The organism is Xanthomonas sp. NCPPB 1754, from assembly GCF_041475725.2.
Lineage (GTDB): Bacteria > Pseudomonadota > Gammaproteobacteria > Xanthomonadales > Xanthomonadaceae > Xanthomonas > Xanthomonas euvesicatoria.
In genome coordinates this window covers 2,810,921-2,829,707 of the sequence record NZ_CM192982.1, presented here as the reverse complement: position 1 = coordinate 2,829,707, position 18,787 = coordinate 2,810,921, and the positions used below count along the sequence as shown (strand labels likewise).

The 18,787-nt window shown below is 61.9% G+C and carries 24 protein-coding genes, 3 pseudogenes and 1 other annotated feature; of the genes and pseudogenes, 6 read left to right on the top strand and 21 right to left on the bottom strand.

Annotated elements, in window-relative coordinates; all coding sequences use genetic code 11:
- Positions 1-5: 5 nt before the first annotated feature.
- From ACCQ15_RS12555 to ACCQ15_RS12510, 10 genes and pseudogenes are all read right to left on the bottom strand, one after another.
- The gene (locus ACCQ15_RS12555) at positions 6-374 is read right to left on the bottom strand and encodes a hypothetical protein (RefSeq protein ID WP_017115651.1); all 369 of its coding nucleotides are present in this window, start codon (positions 372-374) and stop codon (positions 6-8) included.
- Positions 375-693: 319 nt separating this feature from the next.
- Positions 694-1,578 carry a Fic/DOC family protein gene (locus tag ACCQ15_RS12550; protein WP_234839828.1) on the bottom strand — a complete coding sequence of 295 codons (885 nt, stop codon included), beginning with the start codon at positions 1,576-1,578 and terminating at the stop codon, positions 694-696.
- Positions 1,579-1,673: 95 nt separating this feature from the next.
- Positions 1,674-1,904, bottom strand: a complete 231-nt coding sequence (locus tag ACCQ15_RS12545; protein WP_017115649.1) for an antitoxin VbhA family protein — start codon at positions 1,902-1,904, stop codon at positions 1,674-1,676.
- Positions 1,894-2,076 (bottom strand): hypothetical protein, encoded by a 183-nt coding sequence (locus ACCQ15_RS12540; RefSeq protein WP_026112629.1) that lies wholly within the window; start codon positions 2,074-2,076, stop codon positions 1,894-1,896. Before ACCQ15_RS12540 ends, ACCQ15_RS12545 begins: the two co-directional genes overlap by 11 nt.
- Before the next feature lie 56 nt (positions 2,077-2,132).
- Positions 2,133-2,330 (bottom strand): hypothetical protein, encoded by a 198-nt coding sequence (locus ACCQ15_RS12535; RefSeq protein WP_088016384.1) that lies wholly within the window; start codon positions 2,328-2,330, stop codon positions 2,133-2,135.
- A gap of 426 nt (positions 2,331-2,756) precedes the next feature.
- Positions 2,757-3,104, bottom strand: coding sequence for a hypothetical protein (locus ACCQ15_RS12530; RefSeq protein WP_372381605.1), 348 nt, complete (start codon positions 3,102-3,104; stop codon positions 2,757-2,759).
- A gap of 51 nt (positions 3,105-3,155) precedes the next feature.
- On the bottom strand, positions 3,156-3,803 hold the full coding sequence (locus ACCQ15_RS12525; protein ID WP_039510517.1) for an AAA family ATPase: 648 nt from the start codon (positions 3,801-3,803) through the stop codon (positions 3,156-3,158).
- 103 nt (positions 3,804-3,906) lie between these two features.
- Positions 3,907-4,146, bottom strand: a pseudogene (locus ACCQ15_RS12520) (DNA-binding protein); the annotation flags it as partial.
- A gap of 28 nt (positions 4,147-4,174) precedes the next feature.
- Positions 4,175-4,405, bottom strand: a complete 231-nt coding sequence (locus tag ACCQ15_RS12515; RefSeq protein WP_029996445.1) for a hypothetical protein — start codon at positions 4,403-4,405, stop codon at positions 4,175-4,177.
- Between the two features lie 163 nt (positions 4,406-4,568).
- A complete protein-coding gene (locus ACCQ15_RS12510; protein WP_372381604.1) occupies positions 4,569-4,967 on the bottom strand; it encodes a DUF6573 family protein in 399 nt (132 codons plus the stop codon).
- 159 nt (positions 4,968-5,126) lie between these two features.
- On the opposite strand from ACCQ15_RS12510, the gene ACCQ15_RS12505 reads away from it, so the two are divergent.
- Positions 5,127-5,363 carry a hypothetical protein gene (locus ACCQ15_RS12505; RefSeq protein WP_218536105.1) on the top strand — a complete coding sequence of 79 codons (237 nt, stop codon included), beginning with the start codon at positions 5,127-5,129 and terminating at the stop codon, positions 5,361-5,363.
- A gap of 748 nt (positions 5,364-6,111) precedes the next feature.
- Here the strand turns inward: ACCQ15_RS12505 and ACCQ15_RS12500 are convergent.
- The 5 genes from ACCQ15_RS12500 to ACCQ15_RS12480 all read right to left on the bottom strand — a co-directional run bounded on the left by ACCQ15_RS12500 (position 6,112) and on the right by ACCQ15_RS12480 (position 8,905).
- The gene (locus ACCQ15_RS12500) at positions 6,112-6,798 is read right to left on the bottom strand and encodes a hypothetical protein (RefSeq protein ID WP_026112982.1); all 687 of its coding nucleotides are present in this window, start codon (positions 6,796-6,798) and stop codon (positions 6,112-6,114) included.
- A gap of 419 nt (positions 6,799-7,217) precedes the next feature.
- Positions 7,218-7,424 (bottom strand): hypothetical protein, encoded by a 207-nt coding sequence (locus tag ACCQ15_RS12495; RefSeq protein ID WP_005934631.1) that lies wholly within the window; start codon positions 7,422-7,424, stop codon positions 7,218-7,220.
- Entirely contained in the window at positions 7,421-7,726 is a 306-nt protein-coding gene (locus tag ACCQ15_RS12490; protein WP_003491325.1) for a plasmid mobilization protein, read from the bottom strand. The genes ACCQ15_RS12495 and ACCQ15_RS12490 overlap by 4 nt, the downstream gene beginning before the upstream one ends.
- A gap of 303 nt (positions 7,727-8,029) precedes the next feature.
- A complete protein-coding gene (locus tag ACCQ15_RS12485; RefSeq protein ID WP_044100108.1) occupies positions 8,030-8,275 on the bottom strand; it encodes a hypothetical protein in 246 nt (81 codons plus the stop codon).
- A 24-nt stretch (positions 8,276-8,299) separates the two neighbouring features.
- Complete coding sequence (locus tag ACCQ15_RS12480; RefSeq protein WP_029996441.1) at positions 8,300-8,905, bottom strand: hypothetical protein; 606 nt, start codon at positions 8,903-8,905, stop codon at positions 8,300-8,302.
- Positions 8,906-9,446: 541 nt separating this feature from the next.
- On the opposite strand from ACCQ15_RS12480, the gene ACCQ15_RS12475 reads away from it, so the two are divergent.
- Positions 9,447-9,782, top strand: coding sequence for a hypothetical protein (locus ACCQ15_RS12475; protein ID WP_029996440.1), 336 nt, complete (start codon positions 9,447-9,449; stop codon positions 9,780-9,782).
- A 666-nt stretch (positions 9,783-10,448) separates the two neighbouring features.
- Here the strand turns inward: ACCQ15_RS12475 and ACCQ15_RS12470 are convergent.
- The 3 genes from ACCQ15_RS12470 to ACCQ15_RS12460 are packed head-to-tail and all read right to left on the bottom strand — an operon-like array spanning position 10,449 to position 12,228.
- A complete protein-coding gene (locus tag ACCQ15_RS12470; protein WP_372381603.1) occupies positions 10,449-11,033 on the bottom strand; it encodes a hypothetical protein in 585 nt (194 codons plus the stop codon).
- Positions 11,034-11,035: 2 nt separating this feature from the next.
- Entirely contained in the window at positions 11,036-11,773 is a 738-nt protein-coding gene (locus tag ACCQ15_RS12465; RefSeq protein ID WP_218490639.1) for a hypothetical protein, read from the bottom strand.
- Entirely contained in the window at positions 11,770-12,228 is a 459-nt protein-coding gene (locus ACCQ15_RS12460; RefSeq protein ID WP_218490638.1) for a ParC-related protein, read from the bottom strand. The genes ACCQ15_RS12465 and ACCQ15_RS12460 overlap by 4 nt, the downstream gene beginning before the upstream one ends.
- Before the next feature lie 232 nt (positions 12,229-12,460).
- Here ACCQ15_RS12460 and ACCQ15_RS12455 point away from each other — a divergent pair, with 232 nt between their 5' ends.
- The 4 genes and pseudogenes from ACCQ15_RS12455 to ACCQ15_RS12440 all read left to right on the top strand — a co-directional run.
- The gene (locus ACCQ15_RS12455; protein ID WP_228729447.1) at positions 12,461-12,655 is read left to right on the top strand and encodes a ribbon-helix-helix domain-containing protein; all 195 of its coding nucleotides are present in this window, start codon (positions 12,461-12,463) and stop codon (positions 12,653-12,655) included.
- Positions 12,631-14,445, top strand: a complete 1,815-nt coding sequence (locus ACCQ15_RS12450; protein ID WP_078584421.1) for an HsdM family class I SAM-dependent methyltransferase — start codon at positions 12,631-12,633, stop codon at positions 14,443-14,445. Before ACCQ15_RS12455 ends, ACCQ15_RS12450 begins: the two co-directional genes overlap by 25 nt.
- Entirely contained in the window at positions 14,442-15,536 is a 1,095-nt protein-coding gene (locus ACCQ15_RS12445) for a BsuBI/PstI family type II restriction endonuclease (protein WP_160292242.1), read from the top strand. Before ACCQ15_RS12450 ends, ACCQ15_RS12445 begins: the two co-directional genes overlap by 4 nt.
- A 60-nt stretch (positions 15,537-15,596) precedes the next feature.
- Positions 15,597-16,048: pseudogene (locus tag ACCQ15_RS12440) on the top strand (transposase); the annotation flags it as partial.
- Positions 15,875-15,991 (top strand) — a sequence feature (AL1L pseudoknot). It overlaps the preceding pseudogene by 117 nt.
- 29 nt (positions 16,049-16,077) lie before the next feature.
- Here the strand turns inward: ACCQ15_RS12440 and ACCQ15_RS12435 are convergent.
- The 3 genes and pseudogenes from ACCQ15_RS12435 to ACCQ15_RS12425 all read right to left on the bottom strand — a co-directional run bounded on the left by ACCQ15_RS12435 (position 16,078) and on the right by ACCQ15_RS12425 (position 18,722).
- Positions 16,078-17,180, bottom strand: a protein-coding gene (locus ACCQ15_RS12435) for an IS3 family transposase (RefSeq protein WP_372166127.1) whose coding sequence is annotated in 2 segments (ribosomal slippage) — positions 16,078-16,922 and positions 16,922-17,180 — 1,104 coding nt in all. Because the reading frame shifts where the segments join, the coding sequence is not laid out codon by codon here.
- A 77-nt stretch (positions 17,181-17,257) separates the two neighbouring features.
- Positions 17,258-17,596, bottom strand: a pseudogene (locus tag ACCQ15_RS12430) (XopE/AvrPphe family type III secretion system effector); the annotation flags it as partial.
- Between the two features lie 38 nt (positions 17,597-17,634).
- Positions 17,635-18,722 (bottom strand): IS3-like element ISXac2 family transposase gene (locus ACCQ15_RS12425; protein ID WP_089504397.1). Its coding sequence is split into 2 segments (ribosomal slippage): positions 17,635-18,470 and positions 18,470-18,722, totalling 1,089 coding nucleotides; the frame shifts between segments, so codons are not numbered across the junction.
- Between the last annotated feature and the right edge of the window lie 65 nt (positions 18,723-18,787).

The following is an 18,787-nucleotide window of genomic DNA, read 5'->3' as shown; positions in this document are numbered from 1 at the left end:
GCCTATTAGTTCTTATACGGCTCCAAACCAATCCGCTTCAATTCGCCGTGGACTGCCTGAACTTTCGTTGGCTGCGCCATCGAGCGCATCAGCAACAGCAATTCGACCACCACCGCCATTAGCCCGTCCGGCGCGGTCGCCTTTGCCTCGCTGCTGGGCGCCTGGATGGGTGCGGCGACCGGCACACGATGCGCCTCGCCTAACGCGGCCAGCAGCGTGCTTTGCAGCGCCGCGAATTCCTCCGCCATGTTCTCCCGCGCCATGATCCGGTCGCGGCAGAACGCCGCCAGGGATTGGTTCTGTTGCTCGGCGAGTTGCACCAGCATTTCGCGCTGGCCTTCGGACACTGGAATGGTGATGTGGCAGCGTGCCATTGCATTTCCTTGGTACTAGAACGGTACTAATGAAAATCTCTATAAATCAATGTGATACGTGGGCATAGTGGTACCTGCGTGGTACCTGACATTCGGTGATCTTCCTGAAATACCATATATTTCAACGACCTACGCACCCGACAGGGTGCGTATGGTGTATGGGCTTCGAATCTTAAGGATTAAGGACCACTGTGCCCTTGCGAACCGCTCTCCCACACGGCACAGCAGAAGGTCAACCATTCTTCTGCGGAATGCTCCACGCCACCGACACAACCCCAGGGCAGACAGATGCAGCGGCATTGACGCCAGGCTGTGGCTATCAAGCTTTTTCACGGCCAACCTGCAACTCACGCTTTGAATGCCATTGCTGGCTCAATTCGTGATGCACCGTAGTCCCAGCACGCTCTACTGCATGAATCGACTGTTTGACCATTACCAGGGAATTTCTGGAACTTATTTGGACTGGGATCGCTTGGAATTCTTTGGTCTTGCTGGGTGCAGAAGGGTCATGGGTCAAGGCGACTTCTGGACTCTTGTTGCGAACGGCGTATTCCAGGGAATTCAACATCACGCGAGCGGTGGATATTTCGGCGTGTGTCTTCTGAGCGGTCTCCGGATAGCTACGTTCCATTCGGTCGAGTGAGTCGCGGTTCTTTTGGATGGCCTGAACAGCGATCACGTCTTTGTCTTGCCGACCGTCTTTTTCACGTGCCTCAATGCTGCGTTCTTTCAAGTGGTCTTTGAAGATCGCTTCAAACGGCTTGTAGTTGCCTTCCATGGCTTTGGTTTGAGCGAATGCCATCTGCACACGATCCACCTTGTGCCATTCGATGTTGTAACCGGCATCCCTGGCCATCTGCGACATGAACACCTGCTGGGTTCGGATGCTGCCTTCGCGAAACGGCTCTAGCTTGGTCAATTCGCCCATGTAATGCCCAGCACGCTGGGCAAAAGCCGGGTCTGCTTTGTCTAATGTCTTCTTCTCGGCCTGCAATTGCGCAAACAAGGCCTTTGCATTGGCGTCGATCTGTTGCGGGCTGGTGTGCGCGATGCCGTTCCGGTCTTTGTCCGTTGTGCGCGTCTTCCCTGCCCACTCGTAGGTTTCGCCGTACAGCCTGGCGTGGATCTTCTGCAGGTGGTCCAGGTCGTAGCTGTTCGCTTCCGGCCTGGATGCCCAACGGACGCTGCCAGCGGACGCCCACATAGCTTCATGCTGCTTGAGAGTGGCCGCGTCTGTAATCCCTGCCCTGTTCTTTAGGGACGCCTGTCTGCGGATCCAAATACGGGTCATCGATCGGCTTAGTCACCGGCGGCGATCTCCTTGCCAAGTTGGCTCCAACCGATTTCGCCCAGCGCATACCGTTTCAGCACGTCGCGCATGGCCGGCGTATACGTGACGCCCTCCCACTCTCCCGCGGCGATGGACGACTCCAATTCGCCGATGCGCTCCCGCAATTCGTCCTCGGTCTTCGGGGCTGGCAGGCGATCGTCGGCGGCCGTGTTAGCTGCGTGCAATGCATTAGCGTTCATCGTTGCGTGTCCTCTTGGTGATTGAGCGGTAAAGCCAGTCGATGCCGAATAGCAGGACGGCGACGGTGGCAAAGGAAAGGCCGGCATACATAAGCGCCAGCAGCAGGGTTCCAGACGCCTTGATTGCCGCGCCAGCGAATAGCGTCCCGACGCCCGCCAGGAATGCCAGCACGCCCGCCCACCGAAGGCGGGAAACGGGTCGCGCCTGATTGTTGAAATGGCCAGGCATTAGTCGCTTGCCATGCCCTGGCTGCGCGGCTCGACCAGGACCAGTTCGCCGAAAACCGCGATGCCTTCGTCCAGCACCAGGCGGCCGCCCTTGCTCTCCTTGAACGGGAAATAGGCGCCCACTCGCGTGAGCTTGGATTCCTCTACCCCATCCTTCGTGTATTTCGAGGCCTTGCAGGCCACCAGGTAACTGCTCACGGGCGTGTTCTCCTGTCGTTTTGGCGCGGATCCGCGCCGCATCAGATTATCACTTTTGAAGAAGTGATGCCGACCCGCGGGACTTGCCGGCAGGTGCAAGCCTGCCGCCTCGCGCAAAGGAAGAACATTGGGATAACTACGAGGCCCCCGCCCCTGGCGCACTACGCCTCGCTGGCGAGCTTGGATGGATCGTTGTCCGGCACCAGGAGGTCGGGCCACACCTGCCAGCGCAATTCAGGCTTTGCCTGCTAGGGTTCATCGCATTTCGCCACTACGACCATGCCGGCGGTAATAGCCGCGATATCAAGCCTGACAAGTCCACCTTGGCCACCTTCTTCCCGCCAGAGTCCTGGAAGTACACCCGGCACCAGCTCCGGTGAATTCATGCTGCGTTCTCCCTGAATTGGACTCGCCCTAGTAGCTCGACTACGGGGCCACGGGTGCGTCAAAGCCATACCGCGCAAAGACCGCCGTCAAACCCTCGAAAAACACCTCTTGCCCGGTCTTACCCTCGGTCATCCGAAGCTCGACCAGACGCGCCCAGTCCTCTCGGCGCAGGCGCACGGTCATGGTGACGACGCCGCTTTCGTTGGTGCCACGGCGGCGCTTGCCCTGGACCTTTCCGCCTTCTGCTGGCTGGCTTGGGACCGTCCGAACCGCTGGCCTGGTCGCTGCCACCATCGGCTCATCGAAGCCAGCCGGCATCGCTTCGGCGGCCTGGCTATTGCGGGCGGCACGCTGGCCCAGCTTGCCCAATGGACTCTTGCTGCTCATGGTTTACCTCGTTACGTAATTGCGTGGATACGTTGTTAGCTTGTTAGCTCATTAGGCCGCTACTGGCGTCGCCGCCGGGAGCGCCGCGATTGCCGCGTCTATGTCCTTCCGCAGCTTCTTGATTTCAAACGCCCCCCTGCCCTTGGGGTCGAACTCAACCACGGACAGACCGTTGCCAATGGATCGCCGAAATGGCATCAGGTGGTGTACGACGGTCTCAAGCACCGGCAACCCGCCTTCCTCGATGGCCTGACGCATGGGTTCAACCTCGGCTGCCCGTAGCGGTGCGGCATTGATGACGGCCACGGCCGGCGTGCCGGCGGCGTCCAACATCCGGCGCACGGTTTCCAGCGTGCCGAGGTCCAGGGGGGACGGCTGGAACGGCACAACCGCAAGCGTGGCCAGGCGCAGGACGGGCACCAAGGCCGCCGAGGCATGGGGCGGCGTATCCACCAGCACCACGTCGTAACCATCACTCTCCGCATCTCGGAGGGCCGCGGCGATTTCCGCGCCGGGCACCCCGACCACGGTTATGTCCTGCGCGTCCCGCAGCCCCCCCCACATTTCGGCCGACCGCTGCGGATCCGTGTCGATCAGCGCGACTGACTTGCCCGCGCGTTGGTATTCCACGGCCAGGTGCAGGGCCAGGGTCGTTTTGCCCGCCCCTCCCTTCTGCGCCGCAATCACGATTATTTGCATGATTGACCTCAATAGTTAATTACGGAATTAGCCTTTAGCGTCGTTACGTAACGAATACTAGCATGACTTCATTACGTAATGAACGGATGGCGTAAGCACGTTTTTACTTCTTCCCTGCAGGCTCCAATCGCGCCAACAACGCCGCGTTTTGGGCCTCGGCAGCTTCCAGGCGCCCCACCAGACCCGCAGCCTTTTCCCTGGCCGCAGCAGCTTCGCTCCGCGCCCCAGCGACTTCCTGGCGAGCATCTTCCGCCTTGCGCTCGATTTCCCCAGCCCGCGCCTCTGCAACTGCCAGCCGCTGGCGAAGGTCCGCCTCTTCGGCCCGCGCGGCTTCCTCTTTTGCGTATCTGCGTAATGACGTAAAAACGCAATCACGCAGCGAAATGCTTGTCCAGCTTCTCGGCGATTTCCCGCGCTACACCCTGCCAAGCGGCAGGCGACACAGGCCCGCCCTCCATGCTGGCTAGCGTCGCCGGATCCGCGTCAGCCACGGCACGCGAGTGCTTGGCCAAGGCGGCCATCCCGAACGCCTGGGCGAGCGCCCCGTACTGGGAGAACTCCATCAGTTCGGTCACAACTTCAACATTGGTCATCCTGCGCATAATAACTTCCTTACGTTGTTGCTTATTAACTCAATGACGTAATAACGCACTGAAAGGGATGTTCTGCAGTGTTTCGTAGCGCGGGCGCGCCGAAAAACGTCATCGTACAAACGAACAACGACGCTATAACGCTATAACGCAATTGCGTCATAGCGTCGTTACGTCATTCCTCGCCGAGCTGCATAATCGTGATTACCGGCTCGCCGGCGTCACCAGGTCCGATGTGCAGCTGCAGTTCGACCAGACGGGGGCGGATCCCCCTCCCTTCGCGCGGAACGCGGTAGACCGGGAACACAGCCCGGGAACCCTTGGCGTTGCGTGCCCCGTACACGCGGGCCATATAAACCACATCCCAAAGCCTGCCAGCCTCGTCCTGGCAGGCGTGCTTGCGGGCGTTGTCGGCCGCAGACCATTCCACGCAATCGGCCCAGACCGATCGGGTAAGCGCGACCGGAACTGTGAACCCAGCTTCCCGGCCGACTTCGGTCACATCGATCAACTCGCCATCTTCCAGCATGTCGGCGCGGGTGTAAGCGTGGATGAGGTCGGGATTGGTGAACATGGCGGCTTCTCCTCTTGACGTAGTGAAACAATAACGTTGTTACGTCATTACGTAAAAGCGCAATAATGGAACAAAGCACTCTCACTTTTGCAACAACGATGCGGCGGGCGTCCTGCACCAGGTCGCCGCCGCCGGCGGCGGCGGCCACGGTGGATCTGCATGGCTATCGCCTGCGCTGCCGGCATCGAGCTGGCCAGCGCCAGTGCAGTGCGCTACCCCAGCGCCTCGCCTGCGGGCGACGTGCGCGGCCTGGCCAAGTCGGCACCAGGTCGGCGCCGCCGACGGCGGCCGGCGCGGTGGATCCGCGCAGCGATTCCCGGCGCGGCCGGCATCGAGCTGGCCAGCGCCAGCGCGCTAACTCAGCGCCACGCTTGCAGGGTGACGTGCACGGCCTAGCCGAACGGGCACTAGGTCGCCGCCCGCGCCCGGCCTCCGCGATAGGTCTCCGCGGTAGTCGCCAGCGGGCGGCGGCGTCGAGTTGGCCAGGCGTACCGGTGCCACCAGGGCCACGCCGTAGGCGATGTGCGCGGCCCGATTTGCCGATTAGGCAGGCTCCACGTGAAGCAACCGCTTTTGAAGGCTATGGCGCATGGATGCGCCGCTCTTGATTCCCAGCGGTGGAACCGCGCTCGGTTGCCATCCGAGTTCGATAACGCCATGACCTGGCCAACGCCGAGCCCCAGCCCTGAAAACCCGCTTTTCCAGGGGAGGGAGCCACCGCGCCGGTTCTATCGGCGCGGTGGGAGGGGCGTAGCCCCTCCGGGGGGTCGAAGTTGCGACCGTAGCGCCGTAGGCGCGGAGGGAGGACACGGGGGGCCGCAGGCCCCCGCAACTGGACAAGGCTTCCGACGCCGTCGGTGGCGCGTAGCGCCGGCGACACCTTTTAGCTTCTAAATCTTCTGCTGTCTGTGATTTCAACCGTAGGTTGATTGGGTGGCAGCCCAATTAAATGGGACAAATAAAGGTACTTCTCCACAACAACTCCACCGCAATATCCACAGACCTGTGGATAACTGCGGTGCCGGGGGCAGATGCAGGGGGCAGGGGAGGGGAGGGCGATGCGCAGGGATGCGAAAAACAGGGCGAAAAGCGTCGTTTTCCAGTGCTTTTCGAGGCTACGGGTACGGGGTGCCCTGCCATCTGGCTATTTCAGTAGGGTGAGGATGTCGGCGATGTGCTGCGTGCCGTTCTTGCTGGCCACCGGTGGGTCGCCAGTGGCCGGCGGCGCGGCGCGCGCGGCTTTGCCTACGCTTCGGCCGCGGCTCGCTTCCTCACGCCGTTGCTGAGCGTCTACGAACGAGGCGGTCCCCTGGCCACGTGCCTGGTCCGCGTGCATGCGATCGCGCTTGAGTAGCCAGCTCGTCCCGGTCATGTCGCACAACCGTTGCAAATTCAGCCGGCGAACGGCCGCCTCGCTGCGCCATAGATTCCGGCCTTCCACGTCCGTGGAGTGCCGGCGTACCTGCTTGGTCGGGTAGGCCCAGCCCAAGCTCACCATCATGTCGAGCGCACGCCTGGCGCGGCGTAGATCGGCCTCGCCCTGAGCGCCGTAGGCAAGCTGGGCCAGGTCGGCCAGCGTGTACCGCTTCCAGGGGCCGCCGCCTGGGCGCGGCTTGCCAACGAAGCCGGTCCGAACGTCGGCCAGGTAGAGCAGGGCGACCGCCAGGGCAAGCAGTGATTCGGCGCCGTCTGCGCGCAGTGCTCGGACGCGCTGCAGGGCACGGTCGATCGGATAGCCGGCCACGATCACGGCATGGCGGATCCGCGTCCAGATTGATCCCTGGCGCAGTTCCAGGCCACGCACTAGCTCGGCACGGGTCGCATCGAGCACACCCGGCCGCCGCTTGCCGCCGCTCGGCCGATGCCACCGGACACGCTTGTGCGTCCTGCCGTGGCCGGCTGGCTCGGATTCGTCGTGGCCGATCGAGTCGGCCTTTAGGTCTGCCATGCCCCGCGCCTACTGGCGACGGGGCAGGGTGTCGGGCGTGTTCGCCTTTTCATCCTTCCCTCTTGCACGGCATAGCCGGCGGAGGTAGGATTCGAGTCAGCTAGATCCGAATCTGCTGGTGATTCCGCCAGCACCTGTTGTGAAAAAACCGCCTCGCCAAAGGCGGTTTTTTCGTGTTCGGCCTACTGAAAGCCTTGGCTTTCGCCTGTTCAGGCGGCACACGCTGTCAAATCACCTTAAGTATCAGTCTTCTCTGAAACCTCGCATATCGTAAATTTCACTAGGCCGCGGCGCTGTCCAATTCACTCGCCGCCGGGTGGCAACAGTGGCCCTCGATTGGGGGGTGCCTTGAACGCCAGTTCCAGAACGGTTTCAACGCGGACCAGGCGTTCACGTGTTTCAACGCTTTCCGACGCGAGTTTGTCTACCAAACCGGCCAGCGTGGTGACGCGCTCGTTCATCACGATGACTTCGCGCAGCGCCTTCATCACGTCGGTCAAGGTGGTCATGGTGCGTTCGCCCGCTTGGCGCGGGCACGTGCTGCGGCCTCTGCAACGCTTAGGTCATGGGCGTGCGTATGCAGCCGCGAAAACACGCTATCGAGGGCACGATTGGCCTGCGCAGTGGACGCGCGCAGCTGCTCTAGCAGTGGTCCGAGATCCTCGCTCTCCAGCGCCTGGCGACGGATGTAGTCGCTGATGGTCAGCCCTGCGTGGCGGGCGCGCTGTTGGAGCGTGCGCTTTTGAGCCGGGGTCATCACGACGGTGATGCGCTCGGTGCCGTTGGCTTCGCGGGAGAGTGGGGCGGGCATGGTGGGCCTCCTATGTGGCGCATTTTTATCATAATCAGTGGGCAAACGTAAACGGGCCGCCCACGGCGACCCGCTTGGACCCCAAGATATGGGGGCGCATCAAGATTCAGCCACTAACTGCCGTGGAAGAACAACGCATCATCAATCATGCCGCGCAGCTGCTCTGCCCGTGCCACCACGTCGACGCCCTGGGCGACGGCGCACAACTGTTCCATGAAGGTCATGGCCTCAGCCAGGGTGTGAAGGACCGGCATCGGGATCCTGCCGCGGGCCGGTGCCGGGGCGCGCTCGCCGCGCTCCGGGTCATGATTCTTCGGGAAAGTTGGCGGCTTCCGGGGCCGCGCCTCCTTCGGCTTCTTCGCGGGCCTTCTTCGTGGTCAGGACGATGGTCCCGGACACAGCCAGGCCCGGACGGATGACTAGGTTGAACCCTTCGCCCGATTTGTGAGGGAAGGCGATACCCACGTCTGTCCAGTGGGATTGTTCGGATCCATCGCGGCCGGTGTAACGGTCAACCACGTTGGCGATCAGCGGGGTCTTGTTGCTCATGCTCCTCTCCTTGCTCGATGAAATTTAGGCGTAGCTGCTGACGTGCTGAGGGCGGCCGTCCCACGGGGTGGCACGACGGCTGCTGTCGATCTTCACGGTGTTGGAAACACCGACCCGCCGGCGGATCGGTTCGCCCGTGAACCGGCCGACATGAGGCGTCTTCTTCCCGCTCATGAACCCTGCCTCGGTGTAGCTGGCGGCTATCTCGCGCAGCGTGGCCATCGCGCCAGTGACGGCAACCACTTGGAAGAATTCGACGTTCGTCTGTTCGTAACCCCAGCTGGTGTTCAACACGTCGCCGACCTGGAGCGTATGTGGGCGTGTTGCGGCCTGGCGGCGTAGCAGATGGGCGGCATGATGGCTGGCCCGAGACTGCTTGAACTGCTCGATGGCGAGGTTCCGGCTCTCGACGCTCCGGTAGTAGCCAGATACGCGACGGCACGCACGCACGGCCTTGCCAGCGAAAGCCTGCAGGTAAAAGCGCGAACCGTCGTCGGCCGTGTAGATCGCCGAGCCGTCCCCCAGGGTTTCCGGGGTGGAGCCGTTATAGCGACTTCCCACCTGCGCAGCGCGGTACTGCATGCGCTCGTCGTGCGTCAGGCTGGCGGGGTTGGGCAGACGGTAGGACATGGCGGCTTCTCCTTTAGCGTAGAAAAATAATAACGTCGTTACGTCATTACGTAAAGAATTGCCAGCGGAACACTGCACCATCATTTTTGCAATAGTGATTGAGCCGCCGTATCCACCGTGTTCTGTGGCGGCTTTTCACCTCCCTATGCTGACCTGCTTCTAGCGGGGAGGGTGCCGCCGCGCCGGCTTGTATCGGCGCGGTGGGAGGGGCGCAGCCCCTCCGGGGGGTCGAAGTTGCGACCGGAGCGCCGAAGGCGCGGAGGGAGGACAGGGGGGCCGCAGGCCCCCGCAACTGTGCAAGCGGAGCGCGCAGCGCCGTAGGCGCGTAGGCGGCCGTGACTAAGCCCGAAGGGGCGAGACGCCGAAGGCGGCTCGATGCCGGCTGCGCCGGCACGACGGCGCGGATAGCCGCCCGCCCATCATATTTGCAACATTGGATTTTTGATGTTACTAAGCCGCCTCGTAACTTTCTCGTAACTTTCCTAATGTTCTTCGGCCGCCGAAATGACGACGCTAGGACATAACCTGAACGGAGGCACCAATGAAGCCAGTCAACAGGATGCTCTTGATCGTTGCGCTGTTGCCGTTCGCCGACTCGGCATTGGCGGATGGCGTCAGTGGAGTACAGCGGCCGCAGCAGGTGATGTCAGACAAGGACAAATGGGCCTGCGAGGTGGCGATGTGTCTTGCGAATCCGCAAGGCCCAACGGCCGTTTCGGAGTGCAAACCGCCGATCAACAAGATGCGTCGCGAGCTTGCCAAGGGCAATTCAATTCCCAAGTGTCGCTTTCTCGGCAGCAACAACAGTGGCGGCGGTGGCACGAGTACCGGTGGTGGTGAAGAAGAACAGCGGCAAGCACAGCAACTGCGACGGTAAGACAGCGCCCTAACTGGGCTAAGTGCGATGCGCCGCGCTGAACCAGCGCAGCACCTGCAGGCGACATGCACAGCCAGGCCGCGGCGCGGCCCTTGCCTGCACTTGGTCGCCCCGCTGGCGAGCGCGCAGGGGCGAGGATTAGGGCCGACTGGCGATGACGCGGCACGCGGCATCGGTGCGCAGCACCCCAAGCCGGTGACCGCTTGCGGTCACGCCCCCGCCTGGACTGGATCAGACGCACGGCACAGGCTCGTTTTCGCATGTTCTGCGACATCGGCATGGGTAATCTGACGCATGGGTAACCGCAAACGACCTCGACTAGACCCCTGGCAATTCGGCCCACCTGGCGTGTGCGACGCATGCGGGAGTCCCTGCGGCACGATGGATCAAGCTGGAATCGTCTGCTACGTGTGCTCGGCCGGCGTGTTCATCCAGCGCGGATTCTGGCAATTTGCTCGCTGCCCGAACTGCAAGGGCGTAGACCCATTTTGCACAGACTGCGACGGCCGGGCTTACGTTGCGACACCGCGCGAAGACATCGATATGAGGGAACTAGAAGGTGCATGGGCGGCAGCGGTCGCGCGCCACAGCGCATACGGAGAAGAGTTGCCCGCGCCGATTGCAGACCTGAAACGCTTTCTCTGACGCCGGCACTGGGAGTGGCGATTATTTCGAGTTGAACGCATCTACCGCTCGTCGGCTCCTTGCACTCGCGGGCACAATCTCGGCCCATTCTTTGCCGCGCCCAGCCTTATGATCGGCAACCAGGTAGGTGCGGCCGTTGCGGTGCCAGCCGCCACCGCATACGGCGACAACGTCGTCGCCGCCGCGATGCCAGACAAGGATGGGGCTGCAAGAGTTGCGCCCAGCTCTGCGCCACTCATCGGCTCTGTAGTCGCCGTCGGTTGCCGTGGGTTCGCCGAGCTGCGCGACAAGCGCGGCTGCAACCGCTGGATACGCCTCTTTCGAGAACCGGAACTCCACCACCTCGATGCGTCCGGTTTTTTCGTTGAGGGTGATGTCGCTGTCGATGGACACCGCCCCGGCGAACGTGAGCGCGGTGGGTGTTTCGCACTCGACCGCCTCATACGTGGCGTTGCAATTTGCTAGGCCAACCTTGCGTGCGGCTTCTTTCTCCATGCCGGGGTGATAGCCGGCGATGGTGGCCCAGCTGCCGCCGCTCGGCGGCGCTGCAAGGGCAGTGGACGCAATGCACGCGGCCAGCAAAATGGAGAGGTTTGGGATTGGCATGGTTAGCCCCCACGGCCCTTGGCCAAGGCCTGCGCCACGTAGTCATTCAGATGATTGCCTGCTCGCAAAATGGTCGCTTCCTGACGTTGATATTCGGATTTCAGGAATGGACTGACCCACTGGGGAGCGTGATCGATCCCATCATGGGTGAAAGCATTGATGCGAAGGCCGTGCGTTTCTTCGGTGAAGCTGATCGCATAGCCAATATCGACGATGCTGCGGTGTTTGCAATGGTTGTCGAGCGCACAGAGGTACTTGAAATCGGCATGCTCGTGTAGCGCGTCCAACTCCGCTTTAACGGCAGCTGGGGTCAGCCTTTTACGAACAGTCTCCCACGCAATGTCCCGTTCTCTCTTGATGCAGGTCGCCGCATCGCGATTCATTCCGGTGGCGTAATAGACTAAGTGCACCAAGTTATCCGCCACCGAGCGCATGCTATGCATGCAGGCAACGATGTTGGCGTAAGCCGTGAATCTGGCATCTTCAAATGAGCCTGTGTCGTTGTCATCAACTCCCATCATGATCGGCAACAGTTCATCGCCAGGCAGGCCGTCCACTTTGGCGGCAATGATCCGCATGGCCTCCTGGTAGTGATAGGCACTGAACCTGCGCCGGTCCCTCACGGACTGGATGCTCTGCGATACGAGACGCCGCTGGTCGGGGCCAAACGCCGCCCTGACGCCGTCGCGCAAGGCTCCCAGATCCCATGTCATGCCTTCCGCCGGGGTGGTGCCGCTCATACGCCGGCACCCACGCTGCGGCCAGCTTTGCGGGTGCGCAGCAGGCCGGGCAATTTCAGCTGCGCCCGGTCGCTGGGCAGGATTTTGGTGGCCACCGCCGCCGCGCCGGCCGGCTTCCTGGCCGGCGTGCGCTTGGCGGGTTTGCCCTCGCGCTGGAGCTTGGCCAACTCTTTCAACGCGGCTGGCCGCCCCCGGCGGTAGACCTTGGGCGCGCGCACGTAGTTGGCCGGCAGCACCTCGAACACCATCACGCCCAGCGCCAGCAGCTGGGCGGCGGCGGTGTCGAGGGAGGCAAACACGCGCGGTTCCCCGCGCTGGCCGGTCAGTTGCTTTTCGGTTTGGCCCACGCGCACCATGACCGCGTAGCCGCCGACCTGGCCGACCAGCTGCACGGTGCGCAGCACCCCGGCGCTGGCCAGGGTGGCCAGGGTGGTGATGGAAATGGGTGATGTCATGATCGACCTATCAAACTTCGATGTTTGATGCTCAATCATTTGAACCTGACTTGCAAGCCCTAGTGCGGCGAGGCCGGTTGCGCACATAACGCGAAATTCCACGCAGTCGGGCGGGGGACTTGCACCGGTGTAGGGGCGACGCCCCTACGGACAACGCTTCACTCGCGCAGTGAACAGGTCGGCGCCGGCAGCAGTGATGTAAAGTGCTGCAACTAAATCAGGGGCACTGGCCATGGCCGTTGCAAAACGAGGTCGTAAACCTTCAGGCAAGCCGCGTGTGGCTCGTGCCTCAGCGAGCCTGCAGCCTGAGATTTACCAGACGCTGCAAGCCATAGCGAAGCAGAAAAAGGTTTCGGTTGCCTGGGTTATCCGGGACGCCGCCGAGAAGTACATCGCTGCCCAATGGCCGCTGCTGGAGACGAAATGATGACCTTAGACGCCGCCGCGAACGTAGCTCCACTACCGACAGAGCCACTGCCTTCGCTTGCCGAACTGCCTTCACCTTCATATCTGCGAGCGGTTCTGCGAACACAAAGCAAGGCGACTGCTGAGCGCTCACAGCTCGCGTTTGCTGAAGCCATCACGGCACACGCCGTCGTAGCCTATTGGGAGCAGCTTGGCTCAGGACTGGCCGTGCAGCCTCCCCCCCCGAACGCGGCGCGCGACCTTCCTGAAGCTGGTCGCCGCGCCGCAAGCCAGTTTGGGCAAGCTATTGCGCGCCTGTCTGTCGAAGACGCTGCATCTAACCTCGGGCTACTCTACACGGCGCTACTCCCCAGTGAGTGGCGTTCGGAGCGGGGCGTTTTTTACACCCCGCCAGCATTGGCCGAGCGGTTGCTCGACCAAGCAGAGGCGGCAGGCCTAGATTGGTCGCGTGCCCATGTACTCGACCCAGCAGCCGGAGCAGGCGCGTTCCTTGTGTCTGCGGCCAGGCGACTACTGAAGTCCATCGTGGACTGTTCGCCAGCAGTAGCTATCCACAATCTCTCTGTCAGGCTGCGCGGCTTTGAGCTCGATCCCTTTGCGGCCTGGATGGCACAGGTATTCGTCGAAGCTGCAGCGCTGCCACTCATCGTGGCTTGCGGCCGGAGACCGTCCGCTGTTGTGACCGTATGCGACAGCCTCTCCATCACGAAGAGCAAGGGCTTCGATTTGGTTGTCGGCAATCCGCCCTTTGGCAGGCTGAAGCTGGCCGCGGAAAGGCGCGAATACTTTTCGCGAAGCCTCTACGGTCACGCGAACCTCTACGGCCTGTTCATGGATCTGGCCGTGCGGCTGGCAAAGCCCGATGGCCTAGTTTCATTTCTGACGCCATCGAGCTTCCTTGCCGGGGAGTACTTCAAGAATTTGCGCGCCGTCTTGCACAAGGAAGCTCCCCCGGTCTCGCTGGACTTCGTGACGGCACGCAAGGGTGTGTTCGACGACGTGCTGCAGGAAACAGTCCTGGCCACCTATCGCAAAGGAGCAAAGCGCGCCCGCGCTGTTGTGTCCTTCATCGAAGCGCAGCCTGGCGTGCCGGTCAAAGCTGAGCCCGCTGGCAACTTCACCTTGCCGCGGAAAGCAACCGCCCCTTGGTTCCTGCCCAGGCACATCGATGAAGCAGAACTTGCGAAGAGGCTGCGCGCCATGTCGGCGCGCCTGGCAGATTGGGGATACAAAGTAAGCACAGGCCCCCTCGTGTGGAACCGATTCAAGCCACAACTGTGCGACCGCGAAGAAGCTGGCACCGTGCCTCTCGTATGGGCTGAAAGCGTAACCAGCGATGGTCGTTTCGTTCTCCGGGCAGAAAAGCGGAACCACAAGCCGTTTCTACGCCTTCAGCCTGGTGACGATTGGCTGGTCGTTCGCAAGCCCTGCGTTCTGCTCCAGCGGACAACAGCGAAAGAGCAAGCTCGCCGGCTCATCGCTGCAGAGATGCCGGCATCGTTCATCAAGCGGCACGCCGGCGTCACGATTGAGAACCACCTCAACATGATGATTCCGACCGTGGAAAATCCAGCGGTGTCGCCCGCGCTGCTTGCGGCGTTTCTCAACAGCGAGGCCGCCGATCGGGCCTTCCGTTGCCTGAGCGGTAGCGTCGCGGTTTCTGCATACGAGCTTGAGAATTTGCCCCTCCCCACAGCAAGCGACCTGAAGAGATTGGTTGGCAGCAAAGTCACGCGCGCGAGTGTCGAGAAGGCCTGCGCCAAGCTGTATGCGACAGAAGGTGAAGCGTGAGCTTGCCTCCCTACGTCGACCGGCTAACCATTCATCAGCGGCTGCCCCTCATCTTTCAGGAGGGCACTCCCAATCGCAACTATTGCATTCGGGAAATGGCCGCCTCGGCGGTGTTTGTGATGTTATACATCGGGGCAGTCGAAGGCACTGACCGATGGCTTGCGCCGAAACATGTGATGCGTATGACGGTCGAGCAAGCACTGCTGAGTGACGATGCAGTGCGAGAAGCCTACGGCTTCGGAGCCATGAAGCCGGGGTTCCGAGTAGCTGGGCAACGTTGGTACGAGGAAAACAGTCGCGAGCCCCTTCGCGACGAGACTTTGCGCCAAGGGTTTATCACGAATAACGCTGTGGTAGAGCGGGCAGGTTTGCCAACAACTTCTGGCCATCCGCGCTATGCGCTCAAGACTGACTTCGCCGCGTTATTTGACCCTGCACTTGCTGGAGACGACTTGGCGGCATCCATCACTGCTTGGCAGGAAGCTCACCTTTCAGCATCGGCAATGGCGCGCGTCGCACTTGTGCGGCGTGGTGCTGTGACGACGGGTGAGGATGTAATAGTGACCTTTCCAAACCGCGAAACGCGCCGGATGGCGCCAGGCCCGAGTTCAGTCATCTCGAAAGGGGTCATTGAAGAATTTGCCGCTCGCTTCCTCACGCAGCCAGCCGTTTTATGGGTGAGCGAGAGCGGTGCGAAAGTCGTTGCTAGAGACGATGAACTTGCCAAGTCTCTTAACCTCAAAATTACGGCCGACCGCAACTTGCCAGACATCATCCTTGTAGACCTAGGCGGTGGTGGCGCACCGGGCTTCCTTCTGGTGTTCATCGAAGTTGTCGCGACCGATGGGCCAATCACGATGCAACGGCAAGAAGCCTTCATGCAGATTGCAGCCGATGCCGGTTTCAAGCCGGACACGGTAGCCTTCGTGACGGCCTATCTAGACCGCTCAAACGCGGCCTTCAAAAAGACAATTGCCGAGCTCGCTTGGCGCTCCTTCGCTTGGTTTGCTTCCGAGCCCGAGCACATCATCGCCTTGCACAACGGAGCGACCTCGCCGCTTCCGTTGGGCACGTTGATGCACGGCGTTTGACAACCTAGCTATTGAATCGCCCCGGTTTTAGAGGAGGCTCCTTCGTTTGAGAATGGAGCTATGAGGAAGTCCCCGAAGTTTTCCCCGGAAGTTGTAGAGCGCTCGGTGCGCATGGTCTTGGAATCGCAGGGCCAGTACGAATCGCAATGGGCAGCCATCGAGTCCATTGCATCCAAGATCGGCTGCACGAGCGAAACGCTGCGGCGCTGGGTTCGCCAGGCAGAGACGGACCAGGGCCTGCGCCCGGGAGCGACCACAGCCGAGCAACAGCGCATCAAGGAGCTAGAGCGCGAGGTCCGCGAACTGCGCCAGACCAACGAGATCCTGAAGCTGGCCAGCGCGTATTTCGCCAAGGCGGAACTCGACCGCCACCACAAGAAGTGATGGGCTTCATCGACGCACAACGCGAGCACTTCGGGGTCGAGTCGATCTGCAAAGCCTTGCAGGTTGCCCCGTCGGGCTATTGGCGCCGTGCTGCACGCCGCAGCAACCCGGCGTTGCTGCCGGCTCGACGTCCCCCCGCCCTGAGTAGCGGTCGGGTTTAGAGTCCGGGGTTGATGATATCGGTGTTTGCCAGATGTTGGGCATAAGCGGACGGCGTCATGCCGCCAATTGCTTTCTTCGGTCGGTCCTCGTTGTATTCGCGTCGCCAGCGTTCGATCTCGGTGCGCGCGTGCAGCAACGTCGGGAACCAGTGCTCGTTGAGGCATTCGTCGCGTAGTCGGCCGTTGAACGATTCAACATAGGCGTTTTGATTTGGCTTGCCGGGTTGGATTAGCCGTAGTTGCACACCACGGGCATGTGCCCAGACGACCATCGCTTTGCCGCAAAACTCCTTGCCGTTGTCGGTGCGGATCACCTTCGGTAAACCGCGACTGTGTGCCAACCGATCCAGCACGCGCGCAACGCCGTGCCCGGAGATCGCGCGTTCCACCTCGATGGCGACCGCTTCGTGCGTTGCGTCGTCCACGATCACCAGACACTTGATCACTCGGCCGTCGGCGGAGCGGTCGAACACGAAGTCCATCGACCACACCTGGTTGGCCTGCGCTGGCCGCAGCAGCGGCTGACGCTCGCCAACCGGCACCTTCTTGCGCTTGCGGCGCCGCACTTGTAGCTGCTGCTCGCGATACAACCGCTCCACGCGCTTGTAGTTCACCAGGCGTCCTTCCTGTCGCAGCTTGAGATAGATCATCCCCACGCCGTAGCGGCGATGGCGATGCGCCAACGCAAGAATGCGCTCGCGCAGTTCGCCATTGCGGTCTTGGCGTGGGCAATAGCGCAGCGCGCTGGCGCTCATGCCGATCGCCGCCAAGGCGCGACGCTCGCTGGCACCACGCCCGATCCACTCGCGCACCAGCGCACGACGCGCCGGTGCGCTCACCACTTTTTTCGCAACGCATCCTTGATCAGGTCGTTCTCGAACAACTGCTCGGCCAGCAACTTCTTTAGCCGCGCGTTCTCGGCCTCAAGATCCTTGAGCCGCTTGGCGTCGGGCACGCTCATTCCGCCGAACTTGCTGCGCCACAGGTAATACGAGGCCTCGCTGAAGCCATGCCGCCGGCACAGATCCTTGATCGCCACACCGGCATCAGCTTCGCGCAGGAAGCCGATGATCTGTTCTTCAGAAAAACGCTTCTTCACGTCCAATCTCCTTGGGGTAGGGAATTGGACTCCAAACTGAGGTGCTACTCAAAATTGGGGGGACGTCGGATCCATCGTCACCAACTCAAGGGTGGGCGACCCAAGGCATCCAGGCGCTCTGCATCTTCAAGGATCGCAGCAGTTGTGCGCGGCGAGATGGGCTGTGCGTTATCCAGTCCATAGGCATGCCGCGCAGCATCGGCGGCTAGAGCTTGACGCGTCCGCGGTGAGTACTCTTGCAGCCGTTGACGCGTGCTCTGGGCCAGCTCGGGCGCGATGACAGGCATCGCGGAAAAGATATCGCCGGGTGCGGGGTTGGCTAGAAATGCTGTCTCCAGGTCGCGCGCATTCGCATGGAGATCAGTTTGCGGATCCTCGATCTCGGCTCTGAATGCGGTTGTCCTGGCAAGCGCGTCGGTAACCCCCCCACTTCTAGCGGTCGCCAGAAGTGGAGCTAAGCGGCCATCGCCAACTTCATGGCAGGCGTGATGCCGCCGAGCGCCATATTCGGGCGCTCGTGGTTGTACGTCCATAGCCAGCGGGTGGCTTTGTCCTGCACCTGGTCGATGGTGTCGAACAGGGTGCGGGCGAGCCAGGCGTAGCGGATGGTGCGGTTGTAGCGTTCAACGTAGGCGTTCTGCTGTGGCTTGCCCGGCTGGATGTGCTCGACCCGGATGCCAAGCCGCTGTGCCCAGGACAGCAACGCGCCACTGATGTATTCAGGGCCGTTGTCGCAGCGGATCACGGCGGGCTTGCCGCGCCACTCGATGATCTGCTCCAGCGATCGGATCACCCGGGCTGACGGCAGCGACAGATCCACCTCGATCCCCAGCCCCTCGCGATTGAAGTCGTCGAGCACATTGAACAGCCGGAAGCTGCGGCCGTCGGCCAACTGGTCGTGCATGAAGTCCATCGACCAGACCTGGTTGATGGCCTCCGGCACCGCCAGAGGCTCGGGCCGCTCACGCACCAGCCGCTTCTTCGGCTTGATCCGCAGGTTCAACTCCAGCTCGCGGTAGATCCGGTAGACCCGCTTGTGATTCCAGCCAAAGCCCTTCACGTTGCGCAGGTACAGGTAGCACAGGCCAAAGCCCCAGTCGCGATGGGCGGTCGTCAGGCGGACCAGCCAGTCGGCGATCCGGGCGTTCTGCTCGCTGGCCTTGGCCTGGTAGCGGAAGCAGGTCTGGCTCACCGCGAAGGTCTGGCAGGCGTGGCGGATGTTCGTGCGCCCGCTCGTGACTGCCGATTGGGCCATCTCGCGTCGCTGAGATGGCCTCACCATTTTTTTGCGAGCGCTTCCTTCAGCAGGTCGGTACTGAGCTGCGCCTCGGCGTACATCTTCTTGAGCCGGCGGTTCTCCTCCTCCAACTCCTTCATGCGTGCGACCATGGACACGTCCATGCCGCCGAACTTGCTACGCCACTTGTAGAACGTGGCCGAGCTGATGCCGTGCTCGCGGCACAGCTCCGGCACGGGCGCACCGGCCTGGGCCTGCTTGAGCACGGCGATGATCTGGCTGTCGGTAAAGCGGGACTTCTTCATGGAACCTCCTCGGGAAAGGGTACGAGAAAATTCCACTTCTGGCGTCTGCTAATGGGCGGGGGGAT